25 protein-coding genes and 2 pseudogenes are annotated in these 18,986 nt (G+C 53.5%); 19 read left to right on the top strand and 8 right to left on the bottom strand.

The features are described 5' to 3' along the window. Window positions 1-2: 2 nt before the first annotated feature. The 8 genes and pseudogenes from merC to PG5_RS01285 all read left to right on the top strand — a co-directional run. The gene (gene merC, locus PG5_RS01320; protein ID WP_020795288.1) at window positions 3-434 is read left to right on the top strand and encodes an organomercurial transporter MerC; all 432 of its coding nucleotides are present in this window, start codon (window positions 3-5) and stop codon (window positions 432-434) included. A gap of 36 nt (window positions 435-470) precedes the next feature. Continuing rightward, window positions 471-2,153, top strand: coding sequence for a mercury(II) reductase (gene merA, locus PG5_RS01315; protein ID WP_020795287.1), 1,683 nt, complete (start codon window positions 471-473; stop codon window positions 2,151-2,153). 20 nt (window positions 2,154-2,173) lie between these two features. Further along, window positions 2,174-2,380 carry a hypothetical protein gene (locus tag PG5_RS35195; protein ID WP_042955138.1) on the top strand — a complete coding sequence of 69 codons (207 nt, stop codon included), beginning with the start codon at window positions 2,174-2,176 and terminating at the stop codon, window positions 2,378-2,380. Next, window positions 2,380-2,742, top strand: a complete 363-nt coding sequence (merD, locus tag PG5_RS01305) for a mercuric resistance transcriptional repressor MerD (protein ID WP_020795286.1) — start codon at window positions 2,380-2,382, stop codon at window positions 2,740-2,742. Before PG5_RS35195 ends, merD begins: the two co-directional genes overlap by 1 nt. Then, a complete protein-coding gene (merE, locus tag PG5_RS01300; RefSeq protein ID WP_052024660.1) occupies window positions 2,735-2,971 on the top strand; it encodes a broad-spectrum mercury transporter MerE in 237 nt (78 codons plus the stop codon). The genes merD and merE overlap by 8 nt, the downstream gene beginning before the upstream one ends. Window positions 2,972-3,119: 148 nt before the next feature. Next, on the top strand, window positions 3,120-3,332 hold the full coding sequence (locus PG5_RS01295; RefSeq protein WP_042955198.1) for a DUF3330 domain-containing protein: 213 nt from the start codon (window positions 3,120-3,122) through the stop codon (window positions 3,330-3,332). A gap of 285 nt (window positions 3,333-3,617) precedes the next feature. Then, a complete protein-coding gene (gene merB, locus PG5_RS01290; RefSeq protein WP_020795284.1) occupies window positions 3,618-4,259 on the top strand; it encodes an organomercurial lyase MerB in 642 nt (213 codons plus the stop codon). An 82-nt stretch (window positions 4,260-4,341) separates the two neighbouring features. Then, a pseudogene (locus tag PG5_RS01285) lies at window positions 4,342-4,837 on the top strand (helix-turn-helix domain-containing protein); the annotation flags it as partial. Window positions 4,838-5,090: 253 nt separating this feature from the next. On the opposite strand, the gene PG5_RS34080 reads toward PG5_RS01285, so the two are convergent. From PG5_RS34080 to PG5_RS01275, 3 genes are all read right to left on the bottom strand, one after another. Next, on the bottom strand, window positions 5,091-5,264 hold the full coding sequence (locus PG5_RS34080; protein WP_155943694.1) for a hypothetical protein: 174 nt from the start codon (window positions 5,262-5,264) through the stop codon (window positions 5,091-5,093). An 82-nt stretch (window positions 5,265-5,346) separates the two neighbouring features. Further along, the gene (locus PG5_RS01280) at window positions 5,347-5,580 is read right to left on the bottom strand and encodes a hypothetical protein (RefSeq protein WP_042955197.1); all 234 of its coding nucleotides are present in this window, start codon (window positions 5,578-5,580) and stop codon (window positions 5,347-5,349) included. Window positions 5,581-5,630: 50 nt separating this feature from the next. Continuing rightward, window positions 5,631-6,173: a hypothetical protein gene (locus PG5_RS01275; RefSeq protein WP_020795280.1), complete on the bottom strand. Its 543-nt coding sequence runs from the start codon at window positions 6,171-6,173 to the stop codon at window positions 5,631-5,633. Between the two features lie 241 nt (window positions 6,174-6,414). Between PG5_RS01275 and PG5_RS01270 the strand changes: the two genes are divergently transcribed. Then, window positions 6,415-6,834, top strand: coding sequence for a hypothetical protein (locus PG5_RS01270; protein WP_042955137.1), 420 nt, complete (start codon window positions 6,415-6,417; stop codon window positions 6,832-6,834). Between the two features lie 15 nt (window positions 6,835-6,849). On the opposite strand, the gene PG5_RS01265 is transcribed toward PG5_RS01270, so the two are convergent. Both PG5_RS01265 and PG5_RS01260 read right to left on the bottom strand, forming a co-directional pair. Beyond that, a complete protein-coding gene (locus PG5_RS01265; RefSeq protein ID WP_020795278.1) occupies window positions 6,850-7,098 on the bottom strand; it encodes a hypothetical protein in 249 nt (82 codons plus the stop codon). Between the two features lie 138 nt (window positions 7,099-7,236). Next, window positions 7,237-7,470 (bottom strand): hypothetical protein, encoded by a 234-nt coding sequence (locus PG5_RS01260; RefSeq protein WP_042955136.1) that lies wholly within the window; start codon window positions 7,468-7,470, stop codon window positions 7,237-7,239. Between the two features lie 255 nt (window positions 7,471-7,725). Here PG5_RS01260 and PG5_RS01255 point away from each other — a divergent pair, with 255 nt between their 5' ends. The 5 genes from PG5_RS01255 to PG5_RS01235 all read left to right on the top strand — a co-directional run bounded on the left by PG5_RS01255 (window position 7,726) and on the right by PG5_RS01235 (window position 11,556). Then, entirely contained in the window at window positions 7,726-8,871 is a 1,146-nt protein-coding gene (locus PG5_RS01255) for a hypothetical protein (protein ID WP_020795276.1), read from the top strand. 225 nt (window positions 8,872-9,096) lie between these two features. Further along, window positions 9,097-9,381, top strand: coding sequence for a hypothetical protein (locus tag PG5_RS01250; protein ID WP_042955135.1), 285 nt, complete (start codon window positions 9,097-9,099; stop codon window positions 9,379-9,381). A 199-nt stretch (window positions 9,382-9,580) separates the two neighbouring features. Next, window positions 9,581-10,135: a hypothetical protein gene (locus PG5_RS01245; RefSeq protein ID WP_020795275.1), complete on the top strand. Its 555-nt coding sequence runs from the start codon at window positions 9,581-9,583 to the stop codon at window positions 10,133-10,135. 71 nt (window positions 10,136-10,206) lie between these two features. Beyond that, window positions 10,207-10,653, top strand: coding sequence for a hypothetical protein (locus tag PG5_RS01240; RefSeq protein WP_020795274.1), 447 nt, complete (start codon window positions 10,207-10,209; stop codon window positions 10,651-10,653). A 228-nt stretch (window positions 10,654-10,881) separates the two neighbouring features. After that, a complete protein-coding gene (locus PG5_RS01235; RefSeq protein ID WP_155943693.1) occupies window positions 10,882-11,556 on the top strand; it encodes a hypothetical protein in 675 nt (224 codons plus the stop codon). Between the two features lie 175 nt (window positions 11,557-11,731). On the opposite strand, the gene PG5_RS01230 is transcribed toward PG5_RS01235, so the two are convergent. After that, window positions 11,732-12,244: an Arc family DNA-binding protein gene (locus tag PG5_RS01230; RefSeq protein ID WP_155943692.1), complete on the bottom strand. Its 513-nt coding sequence runs from the start codon at window positions 12,242-12,244 to the stop codon at window positions 11,732-11,734. 141 nt (window positions 12,245-12,385) lie between these two features. Further along, entirely contained in the window at window positions 12,386-12,901 is a 516-nt protein-coding gene (locus PG5_RS01225) for a hypothetical protein (RefSeq protein WP_020795272.1), read from the bottom strand. A 189-nt stretch (window positions 12,902-13,090) separates the two neighbouring features. On the opposite strand from PG5_RS01225, the gene PG5_RS01220 reads away from it, so the two are divergent. The 3 genes and pseudogenes from PG5_RS01220 to PG5_RS34715 form a co-directional block, all read left to right on the top strand. Continuing rightward, window positions 13,091-13,405 (top strand): hypothetical protein, encoded by a 315-nt coding sequence (locus tag PG5_RS01220; RefSeq protein WP_052024659.1) that lies wholly within the window; start codon window positions 13,091-13,093, stop codon window positions 13,403-13,405. A 386-nt stretch (window positions 13,406-13,791) separates the two neighbouring features. Continuing rightward, window positions 13,792-14,712 carry a DUF808 domain-containing protein gene (locus tag PG5_RS01215; RefSeq protein ID WP_020795270.1) on the top strand — a complete coding sequence of 307 codons (921 nt, stop codon included), beginning with the start codon at window positions 13,792-13,794 and terminating at the stop codon, window positions 14,710-14,712. Window positions 14,713-15,025: 313 nt separating this feature from the next. Further along, window positions 15,026-15,130, top strand: a pseudogene (locus tag PG5_RS34715) (DUF4113 domain-containing protein); the annotation flags it as partial. A 162-nt stretch (window positions 15,131-15,292) separates the two neighbouring features. Here the strand turns inward: PG5_RS34715 and PG5_RS34710 are convergent. Continuing rightward, on the bottom strand, window positions 15,293-17,386 hold the full coding sequence (locus tag PG5_RS34710) for a hypothetical protein (RefSeq protein WP_020795269.1): 2,094 nt from the start codon (window positions 17,384-17,386) through the stop codon (window positions 15,293-15,295). 267 nt (window positions 17,387-17,653) lie between these two features. Between PG5_RS34710 and PG5_RS01205 the strand changes: the two genes are divergently transcribed. Then, a complete protein-coding gene (locus PG5_RS01205) occupies window positions 17,654-18,019 on the top strand; it encodes a histone-like nucleoid-structuring protein, MvaT/MvaU family (RefSeq protein ID WP_020795268.1) in 366 nt (121 codons plus the stop codon). A 388-nt stretch (window positions 18,020-18,407) separates the two neighbouring features. After that, window positions 18,408-18,977: a hypothetical protein gene (locus PG5_RS01200; protein WP_256227786.1), complete on the top strand. Its 570-nt coding sequence runs from the start codon at window positions 18,408-18,410 to the stop codon at window positions 18,975-18,977. The last annotated feature ends 9 nt before the right edge of the window (window positions 18,978-18,986 follow it).

The raw sequence follows: 18,986 nt of genomic DNA, 5'->3' as shown, positions 1-18,986 counted from the left end.
TGATGGCAAATCCTCTCAATCTGTTCACTCGGATCGGTGACAAAGCCGGGTCCGTTGGCGTGCTGATTTCTGCAATAGGCTGCGCTATGTGCTTTCCCGCCCTTGCTAGTCTGGGGGCCGCGATCGGTCTGGGTTTTTTGAGCCAGTGGGAAGGCCTGTTCATCACCACGCTGCTGCCCCTGTTTGCTGGACTCGCTCTGCTCGTTAATGCCCTTGGCTGGCTCAATCATCGGCAGTGGCGACGGACTGCGCTCGGCCTGATCGGTCCTACCCTGGTGCTGGCAGCGGTATTTTTTATGCGGGCTTACGGCTGGCGGAGCGGTTGGCTGCTCTACATTGGCCTGGCCCTCATGTTTGGGGTGTCGATATGGGATGTGGTGTCGCCCGCCAACCGCCGTTGCGGGCCGGATTCCTGTCCGACTCCGCAGAAATAGTAATACCGACAAGAGATCCATCTGAGGAATAACGCTATGACCAAACTGCAAATCGTCGGCATGACCTGTGCCTCCTGTGTCGAGCATGTCAAAGATGCCTTGGAGAAGATTCCGGGCGTGCATCAGGCGGATGTTTCCTACGCCAGCGGGCAGGCCGAATTGAAGGCCGACGAGGGCGTCAGCCGAGAGCAAATGCAGGCCGCCGTCGAGGCTCTGGGGTATCGAGCGGCGTTCGAAGACGCCACGGCACCAGTCCGTCACGGTCTGCTCGACAAGGCACGGGGCTGGCTGAGCGGTAGCACTGACGCCGGGAAAGAGGGTGACAGGCTCCACGTCGCGGTCATCGGTAGCGGTGGCGCCGCCATGGCGGCCGCGCTCAAGGCGGTGGAAGGCGGTGCGCGCGTCACCCTGATCGAGCGCGGCATCATCGGCGGCACCTGCGTTAACGTTGGCTGCGTGCCCTCCAAGATCATGATTCGCGCCGCGCATGTGGCTCATCTGCGCCGCGAAAGTCCGTTCGATACTGGATTGTCCGCCACAACGCCGACGGTCCTGCGCGAGCGGTTGCTCGCCCAGCAACAGGGTCGTGTCGACGAACTGCGCCACGCCAAGTACGAAAGCATCCTGGAGAGCACGCCGGCCATCAGCGTGCTGCGCGGCACCGCCCGTTTCCAGGACGGCCACACGCTCAGCGTGGAACTGGTCGAGGGTGGCGAGCGCATCGTAGCCTTCGACCGCTGCCTGGTTGCCACCGGCGCAAGCGCGGCCATTCCGCCGATTCCAGGGCTGAAAGACACGCCGTACTGGACCTCGGACGAGGCGCTGGCAAGCGACACAATCCCTAAGCGGCTCGCCGTGATCGGCGCCTCCGTGGTGGCGGTGGAACTGGCGCAGGCCTTCGCCCGGCTGGGTAGCGAGGTCACGATCCTGGCACGCAGTGCGATGTTCTTCCGCGAAGACCCGGCCATCGGCGCGGCGGTGACGGAGGCCTTCCGCATGGAGGGCATCGAAGTGCTGGAGCAAACGCAAGCCAGCCAAGTGTTCCACGCCAACGGGGAGTTCGTACTGACCACCAACCATGGTGAGTTACGTGCCGACCGACTGCTCATTGCCACCGGGCGCTTGCCGAACACCCAGGGCCTGAATCTGGACGGCGCCGGCGTGAAGCTGGATGAGCGCGGTGGCATCCAGATCGACCAGGGCATGCGCACCAGCGCCCCGGATATCTATGCGGCCGGCGACTGCACCGACCAGCCGCAGTTCGTCTATGTGGCGGCGGCGGCTGGCACCCGCGCGGCAATCAACATGACCGGCGGCGAGGCAACGCTCAATCTCGACGTCATGCCGGCCGTGGTGTTCACCGATCCGCAAGTCGCCACCGTCGGCTACAGCGAAGCCGAGGCGCAGCACGCCGGCCTCGAAACCGACAGCCGCACCTTGACCCTGGACAACGTGCCGCGCGCGTTGGCCAACTTCGACACGCGGGGTTTCATCAAATTGGTCGCCGAAGCGGGTTCCGGCCGATTGCTCGGCGTGCAGGCGGTGACTGCCGAAGCGGGTGAACTGATCCAAACGGCGGTGCTCGCCATCCGCAACCGTATGACCGTGCAGGAACTGGCTGACCAGTTGTTCCCCTACCTGACGATGGTCGAGGGGCTGAAGCTCGCCGCACAGACCTTTAACAAGGACGTCAAACAGTTGTCCTGCTGCGCTGGGTAATGAGAGAGCGAGGTTGAAACATGAGCAACATGGCAGACGATCTCGGTAGGTGCGACAGCCTACGCAAGACATGGCAGGTGATCAGCATCTGGGGGCTGCCTGCCGTCGTGTCCAGACTGCTACTGGCTCTGGGGGCTACACCGTTGCTCCTCCGGCTACCTGAGCGCCTGGCTGGAAGGAAATATCTGAGCGCCCCAGTTTACGGTGAAGATCGGGAGTGTCGGTGATGAATGCCTACTCCATATCCAGATTGGCCGAGGACGCGGGCGTCAGTGTCCATATAGTCCGCGATTATGTGCTGCGCGGCTTGCTGCATCCCGCGCGGCGCACGGAAAGCGGTTACGGCATTTTCGATGAGCGGTCCCTGGCGCGACTGTGCTTCGTGCGTGCCGCCTTCGAGTCCGGTATCGGGCTCGACGAATTGGCGCGGCTCTGTCGAGCGCTCGATGCAGACGATAGTACCGATGTGATCGGATGTATCGACCGCTTGCTTGGGCAAATCGCGACACGGCTGGCAGCTTTAGCCGCAGTGAAAACGGAGTTGGCCGGGCTGACCCAAAGCGCCGTCGAAGGTCACGCCCATGCGTAATACCAACCAATCCGAATCAATCAAGATGCCCCGCTGGCGCGCCTACACGTGGGGTGTGCTCGCCGCGCTTACTTGCCCCTGCCATTTGCCGGTGCTGGCATTGCTGCTTTCGGGGACTGCGGCCGGGGCCTTCGTCAGCGAACATTGGAGCCTCGCTGCGCTCGCACTGGCGGTTGTCTTCATCCTTTTCCTGAGAGCGGCACTGCGGGCCTTTCGAGTGCGGCAGTGACCATCTCAAACACTGCGCAGTCTCCGCTGCCAAGTTGCGGCAGGCTTGGGAGCGTTGGGAGTTTCTGCTGCACTACCAGCCGCAGGTCGGTCTGTGCACCGGTGCGGAAGGGTTACTAGGTTTTCTTGGACGATGGAGGAGCCCCATGATGAACGCAAACGACACCCCCACCATCAGTTGCTGCGAATGTTGCAAGGAAATTTCCCTTGACGCCGCGCTTACGCCGGAAGGTACCGAGTACGTCGTGCACTTCTGTGGCCTGGAGTGCTATCAGCGTTTCATGTCTCGCGCGGATGATAGGGTGGCATCCGAGCCTGATCACCCCTGTACACCAAAGGTCAGTACCCGTCACGACGACTAATTTTTGCCTCTGGAAAGTGGCTCTGGTTAATTGCAGAAAGCGTGAGCCCATTGAAATTAAATGCAAGTTCGCTCGTAGCTAATGTGAGCCCGAGGGCTTCGTCAGTCGCAGTTAATTTGAGCTAGAAATGGTATCGATTGCGAGCCCGGCCGATTTCAAACGCGAGCCGTTACACCAATCTGACGATGGTCGAGGGCCTGAAGCTCGCCGCGCAAACCTTCACCAAGGATGTGACACAGCGATCCTGCTGCGCCGGATAAACAGCAATGAAATAGGACAGGAACCATGGAAACCACGCTGTACATCACCAAAATTGTTGAAAGCCTCTCTTCTGCCAATAGCACAAATGATTTCGCGGACCTCTTCGTTGCTCTTCTTCGCCAGATTGCCTTGGGAAGTCCAGTTTCACGAGAGACGCTTGGAGCCGCGCTCGGTTGGTCTACCGAAAGAATCGCGGCGGCACTTGACCAGATACCCGGCACCGAGAACGACGAGGAGGGGAACATCGTCGGCTATGGCTTGACGCTGCGCAAGACACCTCATGCCTTTGAAATCGATGGCCGACGCCTCTACACCTGGTGTGCACTGGACTCCTTGATGTTCCCCATGATAATTGGCAAGGAGGCGCACGTACTTTCGCGCTGCCCCGCGACAGGAGCGTCAGTGTCGCTCATCGTGACACCGGATCAAGTCAGTCATATTGAGCCTGCGGAAGCAGTGGTATCGCTGCTGCTGCCGGATGAATCGTCCGACATCCGCCGCTCCTTTTGCTGCCATGTGCATTTTTTCGCCTCTGCCGCTGTGGCCGACAAGTGGATGTCGCAACACGGCGAGACGGCGATTGCTGTTAGTGTTGAGGAAGCGTTTCGTCTGGGGCACGCGATCGGTTGCAAATTGTTAGATCCTGCCGGACCAGCCCCATCGTGAATGCCTACTCGTGGTCAGGTCGGATGCAAACGCCTGGTCAGATGGAATGCAAATGGGTGGTCACGTCGATGCAATTACACACCTGATCCAACAGGTATTAGGTGGAGAACCATTGCCCTTTATTGTCGGCGGACTCTCGAACGACCCACGTTTGTATCAAGCCAGCGAACCTTTTGTACAGGCAATGGATCATCCGCTCGACGCTCTGGAAGAACAGGACGCATTGTTTGATCTGGCAACGGCACTGCGTGCGGTTGCTGGGAAGCCTCACGGGCGCAAGCGTCTGGATTACCAAGCGGCCGAGCGCGCAAGGGAATTCATCCTGGCTCATCTTCACCTGGGCATTACGCTGGAGATGCTTGAGCATGCGAACGGCCGCGAAAGGTGGAGTCTTTCCCGAGACTTTCAGGGTTCTGTATGGCACCAGTCCCTATCGATTCGTGACCTTGCGCCGCCTGGATCTGTTCCGCGCACTGCTGCTTGACCGATTCACGCTGGTGGATGCCGCTCTGGCGGCAGGGTTCCATGACCAGAGTCACATGACCCCACACTTCACCCGCTGTTCTTCTGGGCGTTGATAAGCCACTTAGATTGGCAGAGGGTTTGGGTGAACGGCCGGCCTGTTCAAGCTGAACTCAGACTAAGATGACCGTCCGCTTTGGGTCGTTCTCTGCCGGTCATGTCCACGAATTGTGCTGGTCATATCCCCCGGCTGCATACGGTTCTCCGAGGGTTGCTGAGAAAATTCCAGAATCGTTCGTGGACGCGAAAGTGCCCATTTAATGCCTCGGCCAAACACTTGCTTGGGCTTGGGCGGTACCGCGCCTTTTCCTAAACCTTGACGATCTCCAGATTGTACTCGCACATCCAGTCAGAACCTGCACCGCCATCGTCGGTAACGACGCCATTATCGAGCTGGTTACGAAACTCTTGCTCGAACTCTTCCAACGATTCGCACAGCATGGCCGCTAGATCCGCGTCTGAGACCTCTACTTTGATTTTCATGGTATGTCCTTATGCTGGCAGGAAGCTCCGCCACCTCTACTGCCAAAGCCCGCGGGCGCGGGCGGTGGGTGGTGGTCTAATGCTAATCGACCAATCCAGTGACGCCATCTCCTTTCCAGAGGCGTTCAGCGACACGGCGAACGCGGTCCAAGTCGTCTCGCTTGGTCGGCGAGCAGCACAAGTTGTCCACGAACGCGTCTTGGGCAATTTCCCGGCAGAAGTCCGGGCGCGAATAGCCGGACTTGAGCAGGTTGGAGTACTTCTCTTCCCCTAGCAGTCGCTGAGCTGCTTCGTCGAACTGGGCTTTGGTGCTCAAGTGAATGACCTTTTCAATGCTGGTTGTGGATTTCAACAGTTTTCACTTCGTCACGCCATTCCAACTGCTTTATCAAGCGCCGCTTTAAACAGTTCGGAAACGTCAGTTCCGTCTGCGAGAGACTCGACGAACTGGCCTTTTTCGACCTTCAAGTACACCGTAATGCCGGTCACACTGCAGGTTACAGACTCAGGCATTTTCTCGTCGTAGGCAGCGCACTGTGCGGTGGAAATGGCTTTGATGAAATCACCGTTCGCGAGCGCGTGATGGATAGTGAAACCGCCCTCTGGTTCAACGGGGCTGACCTTGTTTTTGGTCAAGTCATAGAGCTCTTCAGAGGTGAACGAAACGCGATAGACCAGTCCTTTGTCGATCAGGGTATTGAGGCAGCTACGAACTTTCAGTCCGTCATTCGATTTGGTGACGTTTAGAGCCGTCACGGCTGGGACGATGCCGGTGATCCAATGGCCTTTGCCAGTGGTGATTGCTTCCAAGATCGCGTTGGTGATCAGTCGATTGCGCTGGGCGGTGTTCATCTTGGTCGCAGGCTTTGCTGCACGTGTTGCTTGGGCTTTCGGAACTCGAGTGGTCATTGGTCAGTACCTCATTTCGTAAGTACCTTGAAGTTACGATGAGGGAGTCAAACTGCAACTTCGTCGCGCACGGCTTCCATCCGGCGTGACGCGGCGCATCTGTATTCTGCACGCTGGCGCATATGACGGCCCATGGAAAACCCAATGGATCGCCGTACCTGACCCGTGGTCAATATGTTTAAAAAGGATGTATTTCGAACCGGTAACCGAGCGCCTACCCATCGCCGCTCTGGAGGCGATCATGAATACAACACATTTTATTCCGTGGAGACACGGGCGCCGTCATCCCCCTCTTATCAGCGATAGTCCGCAAGATGCCGCTCGGGCGGATTGGCTCTACGACGCTGCTGAAGAACTGTTGCGCGGCAACAATGTGTCGTTCCAGCGTCGCATGCGTCCACAGCAAGGCGTGACTGCTGAGGATTTCGCCCTGGCAGTGGATGAGTACGTGAACAACCGTCTTGCCGATAGTGAGGTGAATACCTCGGCTCTGGGCTGGCTGATCATCACCGCCGAGCGAGGACACGCCGACAAGACCGCGATAGCCGAACTGTTGGGTAATAGTGACCACCCGCTGGGTAAGCTTGGCGAGATTGCCGAGACCCTGCTTGATCCTCTGGCAGACGACGCTCTAATAGCCAAGGCTGAGGATGAGCTATGAGCTCGCTCATTTAAATCAGCTAGTGAATTCGGCCAATCGGGTTTGTGCTGCGTCATCGAACGCCAGATACAGCCCCTCGATGCTCGCCGCGTTCAGCGCCTTGATCGTCTCCAGACCGAGGCCAAAGCCTTCCGCTCGGTCCGCCGCGCGGTGGCAGTCGGTTACCGTGTTCGCCTGGCCGATGGCAACGAGCAGTTTGATCGCCTGGGCGTGTACCGCTTGCGGCAGGTTCAGCGAGACCAACTTGTCGTGCACAGTGTTCATGCCGCCACATCGCCTTTATCCAGCGCGTCGACGTGCGCGACGGAGCCAGGCTGTTCGTGAAGGTAGTTGGCAATCCAAGCGCGTCGCGTCGTGGAGTTCAAGATGGACATGATTGGTTTTCCTTCGGCGGGGCGGGGGTTATTCGTTCAGCTCCTGAGTGATCGCTTCTTCCAGGTAATGACTGTAAGCGGCGTCGGCCAGTTCCCGCAATTCATGTGCTTCCTCGGTATCGAGCAGTCCAGCGGCTTTTATCAGATCAACCTCATTGCGCAACTCGCGGTTCCACGCGTCTAGGCTGGCGCCCATTTTGGGGCGGCTTAGTAGTTCATGCCAATCGGCTAAACGGCGGCTTTTTTCGTCAGTGTCGGTCATGGCGGGGGCATTCAGTTGCTAACGGATTTCGTCGCAGTAAGGATAGCTTGGGGCGTGGACTTAGGCCGTTCGATAAAGCTGCGATACGAAGAGCTCCTTTCTAAAGCTAGGTGATATGGCTTATTTATGTGCGCCAAAGCGCCCTGGCGAACGGATGAATGGGCGAAGTGAACGTCATCATCGCTTCCATTTTTAGCAATTATGCGCAATTATGCGTAAATTCCTAATTTATGAATTTCGGCATAAAGGTCCATAATGACTCCAGAAACTAAGGACTCGCTGCTCTTCCCTCGCACCCACCTTGCCGAAGGAATCCTGGCCACGTTCGAATCACGTCTGCAGAATGCTGCGACTATATTCGCACCTCGGCGCAAGGGCAAAACCACTTTCCTCATCAACGACCTGATCCCGATTGCCAAGGCACACGGCTTTATCGTTGCCACGGCAGACCTGTGGTTTGACAAGGCGCACCCTGAGCGGGTGATTGCTGGTGCGTTGTATGAAGCCATTCACGGTGCCGGGTTCTTGCGACGCAACTGGCTGAAGCTTATGCGACCGGGGTCTCTCGTCCAGTCGGTGGAGGCTGGTGCCGGTGCCGACGGCGTGACAGTGAAGGCCGAACTGGCGAAGGAGGGCGGTCTAAATCTGATTGAGCTCTTTGAGCGGTTCCGGATACTCGGTAACGGCAAGGCGCTGCTGATCATCGACGAGGTGCAGCACCTGGCGAGCAAGAAGGAATTCGAGGATCTGACCGCTACGCTCCGTTCGTTACTTCAGCAGGCGCACGGTGAAGTTTTTGCGGTGTTCACCGGGTCCTCTCAGGACGGTTTACATCGCATGTTTCGCCGCACCAAAGCACCGTTCTACCAGTTCAGTCACGAGATCCAGTTTCCTAACCTTGGCTTGGAGTTCGTGCAGCATCTGGGCCAACGGTTCTTGGAAATCACCGGAAGGGAGTGGGAGGTCAATGCGGCTTTCGAGCGTTTCGCTGCCCGGGGGTACATGCCAAAGTACATTCGCGACGTGTTCCTGCTGTGCCTCACAGAGGGACTTAGTGTGCGAGATGCAGACCATCGTGCTTGGGGCACAATGACGGACGAAGGCAACTTCGAGAATCTGATTTTGGAGATGGCTCCCCTGGATTTCACTGTTCTTGTCGGTCTTGTGAGGGGCATCTCGGTCTTCTCTGCCGAGGGCCGAGAGTGGATCGGCAGCGAGATGCCCGGTGGTAACGTACCCAGCGCCGCGACCGTTCAGACTGCATTGAAGCGGCTGCAACGCCGCGACTTGGTTGGGAACCTTGGGCATGGTGAGTGGGCAATTGAGGACGTTGCCATGGAAGGATACTTGCGTCGGAATTACGTTGAGATTGACCCTCCGCTCGGCACTGATGGCAATTGATTGGCCATCGGCCCGCCGGCGGTCATTGGTGTCGCCAGTAGTAGCGCCCGATAGAGGCACTTGCCGCGGTTAGGTCGTTAAGGCAACATCTGAGCCTCTCACGTACCTACATGTCTGGGTATGTAGTCAGCTGGTCACCAGCACTCAACGCGCAACTCTGCGCACATCAACCCACGCGGGGCTATGTCCCTGCCGGGGCAAGCTCCGTCCAAATGGAGCTTCGCAATGTCAAATTCCAATATGACCTACCACGAAATGAAACAGGCAATCCTGCAGGGGCTGCTGCATTCCGGCTGGAAAGCCGTGGATGAAATCTCCATGAATCACACCTCTGCGGTGGCGAAGAAGTCGTTTCAAACCGCAGTGGGCGAGCGAACTGCTTTGGCCTACTTTCGGACTCTCCCGACGAATGCTGCAAGCTCAGTGGGGAATACACCAGTGAGGACAATAACGTCCTCAGTACAACAGGGTTCTTTGTCTGGTACAGCTTCAATCCTCGGAGCGAAGTGACAAGAGCGACAGCCCGGACGGGTTGCCGCTCAAATAGTTTTTTGGTTTATGACGCAGGACCCGATCGGGTCTTGGGATCTATTCAGAGGGACTCTGGCGCATCAAACGCATTGGCATCGTATCGGCGATCCGTACCTCAGCATTTTTTGAGAAATCGATGGCGCCGGCGATCAGGTCGTCTGCCCTGTTGGAGTAGGTGATGAACCTTACGCAGATGATGTTCGAGCTTGGGGACTTCTTGGCGATGTGCGAGTTGAAGTTGCTCGCAGTTCAAAAGGAACACGCCGTTGCAGAGTTGTGCCGTGATCTCAGCGGCGCAATCAATGCTTGCGCTTTCATTGGCTTTATTGCCCGTGACAAAGGGACTGGCGGCCTAGCAAATGCCATTTGCCCGCTGCATGACAAAGGTATCGCTGATGTTCATCTCGTCCCTGGTCTGGAGGCTGCGGGCTTGATGCAATTGAAGGCGGAGCTGCTGAAGCAGATTCAGCAGATTCGTCTGTGCCTGGTTGTCGATGAAATGTCGGGATCGCCTGATGTGGTTTCCAATACGCTTGGATTTCTGCGGATAAGCAATCCAGGGCTCCTCGAGGGGAATACCTTAACAGCCGAGCTCGACTCCCTGGTCGAGGAAAGGGCGGTGCTGATCGGCTGCGCCATGAAAATGGGAACGATCGAGATGAAGGTGAAATTCTTGCTGGGGCTGGGTGTAAACCCGGATCAAATCTACGGCTTGATTGCTCAACCGAGCTGAGGCCACAACCAACGAAACCCTTGCGGGCCTATGTCCCGCAGGGGGCATGGCTCGCTCCATTGGAGAGGACCATGACAATCACTGCAATCAACCGGGTCACCGTTGCCCTGGGTTACGACATCGCTACCAAACAGCCGGTTATCCGCCACTGGATCGACCAGGAGAAGGTAATCGATACAGACGGTGCCCACCTGTTCGTAATGGTGGGCAAGAAGCGGGGAGCGATCTCTATCCGCTACAAACTTCATCCTCTCGACAAGGAGGATGAACGCGCGCTACAGGGTGGACCGTGCAGCGACTTCAACGGATCCTTTACTAAGAAAAACGCAGCGCTGTTCTCGCCGGATAAGTCAAAGCAGCTGCTGCAGTTTACGTTCGCTCACTGCCGGCTTGGCTATGAGCACGCATTGCTGGAGAACATGCTTAGCGAACTGCGCCAGGTCCTGCTTGCAGGCGCCGCTTTTCGACTGAGCTGCATCGACGAGCTCGATGCTATTCGCACCAGCACCAACACCTAAGACATCGGCGGGGGAACCTGCCGAGAGTCTTTTTTGGCAAGCCTCCCTTCCCAAAGAAGATTCTTTCGAACGCTCATGTGCGTTCAGGCCGGCCCACAAACCGGGAGCGAATTTAAGCTCGCCTGCCTATATGAGATGCTGCGACGGCTGGAATGAATTCACCCCATAACGAAACACAGCTAGAGCGAGCCGCGGTGCTCGCGTCCGCATCAGACAGGGAAAACAGCCTTGCAGACGATCAAACCTACAAACGACGTTTTACGACTTCAATGCATTTGGGGGGCTATCAGTGTCGTCGCGACTGGGTGCTTGTACTTCTCTCTTGAACGTTACACCTCAGGGCTAGATCGCCCTAACCTGATGCTTTACAGCCTGCTTTTCACCCATGCCTTGCGAGTCTTCTTCAACGTCAAAAACGATCGTCATCAAGAGACGATGAAAGAGGTTGGCTTGCTTACGCTCGCGGCTTTGGGAGGGGTTGCCATTGCCTCCGTGGTGCGCCCGATGGTTCTCTGGATGTTGAATGACTTGGAACAGACCCAGGAAATTGCTGCGCTGTTTGTCCAATACCAACAATACCTCGATGTCATGCACAGCCCAGTGTTTGGTATCGCGGCTTTCTTCGGGGCAGGCTATCTCCTGTCATCGAAGGTGCTACGCAGAGTGGGAAATTACTGGCGCCCCGTTGCGTATCCACGTAGTTCATATGAGCTATTTGGCGCGCACTATGAGGCATCCCTTCGGATACTGACAAAAAGCGCACAGGATGAAGTTGAGGAGCGGGCGAAGGTGATTCTTGGCGGCACAGAGGGCTTGTATCAGCCCCCCTCTCCAAACCGTCTAATTGGGCCACCGGCTTCATCCCCCACTTCAGCGAGTTCGGCTCAGATGCAGTCGTCCTGATTTAGCAACTCGCCGATCACTTTAGCTTCGAGCAGGGCGCGGAGCCTCGGGCTCGCCCGATATCGAGTTGATGCCACTGTCCGCTGCTCGGCCTATGGCAGTACTGCGCTGCGTGAAGCCCCTGTCGCGGGCTCACCAGCTACAGGGGTGGGATTTTTCCGGACGCTCTTTCTAGTCAGTCAGCGTCCGTGCTGTCGTGTCGCTGATTTGCAAAACAGGCGTTTTGCAGTGCGTGGATATCGCGTTGATCATTGAGCCAGCACTGAAGCGCCTTCAGCATCCAATTCATCATGGAGTGACGCGTTTTCCCTGCCTCCAACGCTATGGCGTCCCGAATGCCGTCTGGAAAACGGACTGTTGTGGTGTGGCCCCCAAGCATTGCGGAGAGGTCGATGTGAGGGACCTCAATAAGGATCAAGCTGGCCCTGGCTTCACCAAGGTGGTTCACGTAGAGCTGACGAGCAAACCTCGCCCTTTGATTCCCGTCCAGGGCCTCAGTGACCGCCATGATGATTTCAGAGTTAACGCTCCGGCTATGGCTGCTCGCAACTTTATCTAGGGCGTCAATGATGGTGGCGTGAGTGCGTAGGACAAATTTGTCCGCTTTACGGGAGTCACGCACACGCCGGCAGGACAGTGTAGGTGTGGCGTCAACGTGAGCCATTGGAGCGATGGATAGAGCGATCAATGGGGCGTCCTTGCGGTTAGGTAAATCGAATTATCGGTGGGCGGCGCAGAGCACGTCTTCTAGTCGTGTGTGGTTCAATGGTAGCGAGCAGGGTACCGGCAAAGTTGTGCAGTCTGCGCCCCTTAACGGTCAGAACTGGCTCTACCGCTTGAGGGCTTTGGCAGAGATCAAGCGCAACGTCAGCTGGTACTTCTCACCATTGATGGACCAGTCGAGGTTTGTTTGCTCACCAACAGCCATGGCCACGTCCTTCACGATGGTTTGGGGGGAGGACTGGCCGTCCTGGCCTTCAACGAATTGCTCGAGCTTGATCTGCGTCTGTACGTCGTGCGACTCCTCGAACTGGCCAGGCGCGAGCTTTTCGGGAGTCAGAACAAGCCGATAACTGTAGGCGACGAGCTGATTCTGCGTTGTCGATTTCTTCCCTTCAGTCATAGTCTTGAGAATGTGGCTTTTCCAGCGGTGCTGGAGGATCAAAGGCCGACCATCGTATGTACCTGTTGATTCTTCCTTCAGCGCTTTGACGGTGTGGTGGGTATCGGTAGGCATGATTTTGAATTCACTCTGGAACCATAAATCATAGTTAGCAGCCTGTGCTTGGGCGCTGATTGCGCAAACGCACAGTGCAATGGCTTTGAGGAGCTTGCTGAGGTGCATCCTGGTTTCCTTGGTGTTATTGGGAGGCAGCGAATGGCCGACAGTTTTTTCGGTAGCTCGCCGGATCGTTGCTTTCAGCCCGTAGTTTCAGAGCCGAAAATTTCTTGGCACAATGCCACTGTATTTAATCACAGTGTCCAAGCGTGTGTCGGAGACTGTGCCCATGCCAGGGCATTGAAGGAAGCACGAATGTCGAACTACACCATTCAAGACCATGCCCACCGTTTCGCCGTGTGGGCCGCTGGGCGTGCCTACTCACGTAGCGGCGGCGACGGGGGGGGGTATTCCATCAAGTACGCACAGCGGATGCTGGAAGCTGCTGGCATGCGCGATATCAACACGCCGGAGGACCTCCCCAGCAAGGAGGGAATTGACGCGTTCATACATGAGCGAATCGAGGCCGTTCGTGCATCTCGACCGGCGACCTATGTGCACTACCAAACCAAAAAGAAGATGGCATTTCGTTGCACCTATGGCCGTGCTCAGAAGCTTGTGATTTTCTAGACAGACACCGCCTTAGTGTCAAAGCCCTTAGGCTTTGACATGCCCATGCCCATGCCCATGCCCATGCCCATGCCCATGCCCATGCCCTTGAAAGCTTAAAAAGAGCTTTTGATTGGGAGTGCTCTAGGCTTGATGCTCCTGACACACCCCGATCTAAGGCATACCCCTGAAACCTTTGTTTAGATGCCCATTCTGCGAACTGCATCGACTGGCTATCTTAAATCGAACAGCTAGGGTCACTGATGGTCTAGTTACCAAACCAAGAAACATTTGGGAGATGTTCAAGGACGCCGGCATGCTCTGTGACGGGTTACTACAAACATCCTAATTTGATGCCAACATGCGTCAATACATCGGTGACCTTTGGAAGGGTTAAGGAGCTGTACATGGCTGGTAGTAGTCTTTTCGCATTATTGGACGACATCGCCACTCTGCTCGATGACATCGCACTCATGAGTAAAGTCGCCGCTAAGAAATCAGCTAGCGTCCTTAGCGACGACCTAGCGGTGAATGCTGAGCAGGTCATTGGGATGAAGGCTGATCGAGAGCTGCCGGTGGTATGGGCTGTTTTCAAAGGGTCAATGAGGAATAAAGCCATCCTTGTCCCTTGCGCTCTGATTCTGAATGCTGTGCTGTCAGGAGCTGTTCATTGGTTGCTGATGGCCGGTGGCGCCTACCTTTGTTATGAAGGATTCGAGGCCATAAAAGAGAAGCTCACTCGTGATCGTGACGATGGGAAAGGGACGAAAAAGCTCACGAAGCTCAAGACCCCTGAAGAGATGGCTGCGTTTGAGAAGCGAAAAGTAAGTGGCGCGATTCGTACTGATTTTATCCTCAGCGCTGAAATCATTGTCATAACCTTGAATATCGTCGCCGAAGCATCTTTGCTGCAGCAGATCCTGACATTGATCATCGTCGCTATCATGATGACGATTGGGGTGTATGGCTTGGTCGCGGGTATTGTCCGGATGGATGATGCGGGCCTTGTTCTTGAAAAATCACGAGCGCAAGGAGCATGGGGAATGTTTGTCAGAAGGTTAGGTGGTGTGCTTCTTTCCGCTGCACCCATACTGATGAAGTCATTATCCTGGATCGGGACTATTGCGATGTTCTTGGTTGGTGGTGCGTTTGTAACTGACGGCATCGAGCCTCTCACACATTTTGTGGATGGTCTCGTAGAAAGATCGAGAGATTGGGAGTTAGCTGTGACTCTGGGAGTTCACTGTGTAATTGGCGCTTTAGTGGGTATGACGGCAGTTGTGCTTGTCAAAATCGTCTCGACCATTTCCGGCAAAACAGCACAATAGCAGGTGCACTGACGCGTGCATGATCCCCAATTTGCTATAGCGGGCATCAGATACCACCTAGGCCTTACTGCTGCAAATGTGCTATGTAGTTTGCTGCCAGTAGCGATGCACCGTTGAACCAATCCAAGTCTCTGCGCCACTCCCACCTGACTCAATCCTAAATCATTCAGTTCTCTCAATGCATCGGCATTTTTGGTATTGCCTAGTTTCCCCTGAGCACGTTTTTTCCAGTTCTTTACCCACAAACTGACTTCGGAAAAGCTCTTCTCCGCCCTCTGCTCTGAATGAGTCCAGTTGCGCGTGTGCTCGCTTTAGGGTTGCGTCAGTACCGATCGATCTGGATTGGGGGGTTCGAAGGGAGATTATGAGTCAGAGTTTCACCGCTCGGGTAGATCAGCTATGGACTGTTTTTCTGTAAATAGCTTTCCATTTGCGTGGACTTCAAGAAAATCCATTAGGTGGCTTTCCTCAAAAAGAACCTCACCGTTGGGTTAGGGGCTTAACTAGAAAGGGCCTGTCAAATATTTGAGGGCCCTTTTTCACTAAAACAACGATATAAGAATTTAGCTTGAAAAAAGCCTTAAAGGCTTTCGACGAATGTATCACATTCGTCTATCACGTACTGAGGTACAAGCTGAAATTGAGAGGGGTTAAGCTGGTATATGTAGTTGTTTTCAATATGGAACGCTTCGTTTATAAATTTGCGAATTACGTCGGATTCAATATCCTTGGCTTTGCCATCGAAAAGCATTCTGTAAAGGTGAAGCTTTTCATAGTTGTTTTTTGAGTCGAAATACAGTTTTTTCAGTTCGCTGTCATTTTGTACTAGCTGAATAAGTCGGTTGTATTCAAAGCTCTCTACGAATTTACAGATGTGTTGAGTTCCTTCTTCTAATTCGCTTTCTGATAGATCAATAAAGCCACCGTCTGAATCTTTTTTAGATGGCTTGGATCTTTTATGGAAAAGGCTGGAAAGTATGTCAAAGCTGAATTGCTTGTTTTCCGTGATTTCGTAGTAACGGCGTAGATAAACAAGTCGATTTATTTCATGGCAGTCCGTTCGCGAGTTGGTCACGGCAATTTCGATGAATGTCTGAATGTCTGCCCTTTCAATTATATTTTCGCTTAATTGGCCTTGATTGTTCATGAGGAAATAAACAGCTGGTTTTATGAAGCGGTCTGGGTGATGAAGCATCATGTCTACGACAGGTTCAAAATCGTGAGTGAGGAAAAGAACTGTCTTTCCTCTGAAAGAATTTTCTTTGCGAAATAGAGCGTCAACTATAGCGTATTTCTTGTTTTTATCGAAAGATGAAATGGGGTCATCGAGAATGATTAGATCGGCTTCGCTTTTTAGGCAGTCATACATAAATAAAACTAGTGAAAATGCATTGCGCTCTCCATAGCTTAGGTGAGAGCGTACATTAGCAATCTCTCCATCTACTGAGTTGTGGATCAATTTTAGTTTATAGCTTTCGCCATCCGCGACGAGTATAACTGAATAGTTGTACCCGGCATTTCGCAAAAAATCATTGATACCAATGCCATTATTTTTTATGAGTTTTTCTATCAGTTTTTTCTGTTTTACTACACTTCCTTGGAGTTTTCCTGCTTTCTCAAGCAGTGCATCAATCCCTTTGTTTACTATTTCAATTTTTTCTGCTGTGCTTTCTGAGTTTAGATGGACGTAGAACTCGAGTTGAATTTTATGGTTCTTTAGTTCTTCAATTATGGCGTCAACATTTTTAAATGATGAAAATCCTAGATTCTTGGCTTTTGTTAAACTGTTAGATAGGCGGTCAATTTGATCCCATACTTCACGAATAAACGCAGCTTGGTCATCCGTGTATCCTTCAATATTCTTTATGAAGCTGTCGATGCTGTTGCGAGTTTCAGTTGAGAAATATTTATTGAGCTTTGAGAAGGTGGTAATTGTTTTTGCTAAACTTTCAATGGATTTTGAGTCGTACGACTCTGTTACCTTTGTTATCACTTTTAACGTATCTTTTACATCGTGTGTGCAATATGGGCAATCTGATGATATGTCTAGAAAAGGCTTGCCTTCTTGTTGCCACTTTATCCATTTGTAATTCTGCTCATGTTGAATCAAGGTCGTAAACTTCTCCAGGCCAGCCGGAATGGATTCTACCTTGTTACCGTTTTTTAGCGCTTTAGCCACATTGCTCGAAGCATGAAATCCATTTTTTACGGGCTTTCCAAAAGCGCTGGAAAGCTCAAGTAAATCTGTGATTAGTGTTTCAATTTCTGGATCTGCCATTAGCATATCCTTCATTTCGCCAGTTAGATTTTTTATCTCTTCCATTCCAGCATCATAATCCTTGTCCCTGACAAAAATGTCGAAGCTGCCCTTCACTAGTTCATCAGCTTGGAAAACGAAATCATTAATATATGACTCGTCAAAAATTCTAAGTTTAATTATTTCTTCAGCTCCTTCTATCTTAGGGGCTAGTTCTGCGTTTTCTGAGTTTTTGAAAGACGTAAGTTCAGATAATTTGCTTGTGCCAGCTAGTCTGTCCTGTATAGAAAGCGACAGTGCTCTTGCTATGGTGCTTTTTCCTGTTCCGTTGGTTGCATACTTGATATTAAGCTTGCCCAGAGTAATATGAAGGGTGCCAGTATCTATGTTGTTGCAATTCGAAATTTTGATATCCATATTCCGTTCCACAGCACTGAGGTGAGCCTGAATGATAGCTGATAATATTGTCTATGCTGGAAAAACACTCTATGACAGTAGCCAAAATTTGTCCCGGCCGACTTTTATGTCGCCTGCTTTCGCGATCCTGTTGGAGACAAGATCGCCGGTTTCTTTAGGGGGAGCAATAGAGACACTTTATGGTTTAGAGGCCAACGCAGCCCCGCCCCCAATTCAAAATGTAGTTTTTGGTGTATAGTTAAGTGACTAATTACATAGAGATCTACCATGTCCAAACTCGCAGAATTCCGCCAACTCGAAAAACACCTCGCCGAACAACTCGAAGCTCTCGAAGCCCTGAAAGGGGACGCTGGTCTTAAGAAAGAAATCGAATTTGAAACCAAGCTGCGCGCACTGCTTGCCGAGTATGGCTACAGCCTGCCGAACGTGATCAACCTACTTGCTCCGCAGTCTGGTCGCCGCGCTCAAGCAATCGAATCCAAATCCGGCAGCCGCAAGCCACGCCAGGTTAAGGTCTACAAAAACCCGCACACTGGCGAGCTCGTCGAAACCAAAGGCGGCAATCACAAAACGCTGAAGGAATGGAAAGCAGAGCACGGTTCCGCGACCGTTGAGTCCTGGCTGGCCAAGTGATTTTGGTTTGAATACAAAAGGGCCCGAGAGGGCCTTTTTTGTTGGTTGGGATGATGAAGGATACGGAGAAGCGGATGGGAGCCCAGCCGACCTCGACAACCTTCATTGAGGTATTCGCCTGCACCTGAGTCAGTGGTGCGGTTCGCTGCTACACGCTTTTTCGATTCGCTTTTGGTGATCTATCCCTTCACGCATTGCAATTCCAAAAAAGCTGGAACGCTACATAAATCGCCTCGCTGCAATGCTTGAAATCTTCTCATGTGGCAACTGCCACATGCCTCCCCCACGAGGGCGTACCGCGCGTTCAGAACACTTCTGCTCGCCGGCGCTAGTCAAGTATCCGAAACATTTAAGGTTATTACCTGTGACCTTTTGGTGGTGAATCCTCTTGTCTCAACTCGGTGTGGATTCACCACCTTTTCTCTCCTCTCTCCCGCTATCGATCAACTACTTCAAGCCTTACTACAACACACTGATCAAAACGACCGATTTTTCCTCTATGGACAAGCTTAAGGTGTTGAAGCAATTGTTGAAGAGAGGGATTACAGGTCTGGTGGTGGAGCTCTGCTCGGTCAACCTGCGCTCGCGCATCGGCACCGTGCAGACGGTACCCATCGACCTGACTGAGATCATGCCTGCCGAGTTTATGGACGGGCGCAATATTGACGAAGTCGATCTGAAAGAACGGAGGCAGGAACAGTTGAAGGAAATGGCACACACGCATTACGCCAGATTCCCACTCACGGCAACGCAAGAACGCAAGAACGCAACACCTTCCTGCACGGCACTACGTTCATCGGTCAAACTGATAAGCCGTGGAACTGGTAGAGGTCAAGCCGATAAGGAGAGATACCACTCACACTCCGGCTACCTGGGGCGGATCTCTCATTGGCATGGAAAAAGAGGTGCTTTGTCCTTCTTCAACGTCCTCAAACAGGCTCATATGTATGAAGTTTAGTGAGTTTAT

Origin of the sequence: Pseudomonas sp. G5(2012), assembly GCF_000408945.1 — a bacterium.
Classification (GTDB): domain Bacteria; phylum Pseudomonadota; class Gammaproteobacteria; order Pseudomonadales; family Pseudomonadaceae; genus Aquipseudomonas; species Aquipseudomonas umsongensis.
Note: the sequence above shows the minus strand (reverse complement) of the source record. Positions and strands in the feature narration are given on the sequence as shown.

Bases quoted from the DNA above. Each gene is read 5' to 3' on its own strand.
- PG5_RS01245 (WP_020795275.1), top strand. From the start codon at position 9,581: ATGAACCTTACGCAGATGATGTTCGAGCTTGGGGACTTCTTGGCGATG.
- merC (WP_020795288.1), top strand. From the start codon at position 3: ATGGCAAATCCTCTCAATCTGTTCACTCGGATCGGTGACAAAGCCGGG.
- PG5_RS34710 (WP_020795269.1), bottom strand. From the start codon at position 17,386: ATGGATATCAAAATTTCGAATTGCAACAACATAGATACTGGCACCCTT.
- PG5_RS01270 (WP_042955137.1), top strand. From the start codon at position 6,415: ATGAATACAACACATTTTATTCCGTGGAGACACGGGCGCCGTCATCCC.
- PG5_RS01205 (WP_020795268.1), top strand. From the start codon at position 17,654: ATGTCCAAACTCGCAGAATTCCGCCAACTCGAAAAACACCTCGCCGAA.
- PG5_RS01225 (WP_020795272.1), bottom strand. From the start codon at position 12,901: ATGCACCTCAGCAAGCTCCTCAAAGCCATTGCACTGTGCGTTTGCGCA.
- PG5_RS01240 (WP_020795274.1), top strand. From the start codon at position 10,207: ATGACAATCACTGCAATCAACCGGGTCACCGTTGCCCTGGGTTACGAC.
- PG5_RS01265 (WP_020795278.1), bottom strand. From the start codon at position 7,098: ATGAACACTGTGCACGACAAGTTGGTCTCGCTGAACCTGCCGCAAGCG.
- PG5_RS01215 (WP_020795270.1), top strand. From the start codon at position 13,792: ATGGCTGGTAGTAGTCTTTTCGCATTATTGGACGACATCGCCACTCTG.
- PG5_RS01260 (WP_042955136.1), bottom strand. From the start codon at position 7,470: ATGACCGACACTGACGAAAAAAGCCGCCGTTTAGCCGATTGGCATGAA.
- PG5_RS35195 (WP_042955138.1), top strand. From the start codon at position 2,174: ATGAGCAACATGGCAGACGATCTCGGTAGGTGCGACAGCCTACGCAAG.
- merE (WP_052024660.1), top strand. From the start codon at position 2,735: ATGCGTAATACCAACCAATCCGAATCAATCAAGATGCCCCGCTGGCGC.
- PG5_RS01295 (WP_042955198.1), top strand. From the start codon at position 3,120: ATGAACGCAAACGACACCCCCACCATCAGTTGCTGCGAATGTTGCAAG.
- PG5_RS01220 (WP_052024659.1), top strand. From the start codon at position 13,091: ATGTCGAACTACACCATTCAAGACCATGCCCACCGTTTCGCCGTGTGG.
- merA (WP_020795287.1), top strand. From the start codon at position 471: ATGACCAAACTGCAAATCGTCGGCATGACCTGTGCCTCCTGTGTCGAG.
- PG5_RS01250 (WP_042955135.1), top strand. From the start codon at position 9,097: ATGTCAAATTCCAATATGACCTACCACGAAATGAAACAGGCAATCCTG.
- PG5_RS01275 (WP_020795280.1), bottom strand. From the start codon at position 6,173: ATGACCACTCGAGTTCCGAAAGCCCAAGCAACACGTGCAGCAAAGCCT.
- PG5_RS34080 (WP_155943694.1), bottom strand. From the start codon at position 5,264: ATGAAAATCAAAGTAGAGGTCTCAGACGCGGATCTAGCGGCCATGCTG.
- PG5_RS01255 (WP_020795276.1), top strand. From the start codon at position 7,726: ATGACTCCAGAAACTAAGGACTCGCTGCTCTTCCCTCGCACCCACCTT.
- merB (WP_020795284.1), top strand. From the start codon at position 3,618: ATGGAAACCACGCTGTACATCACCAAAATTGTTGAAAGCCTCTCTTCT.
- merD (WP_020795286.1), top strand. From the start codon at position 2,380: ATGAATGCCTACTCCATATCCAGATTGGCCGAGGACGCGGGCGTCAGT.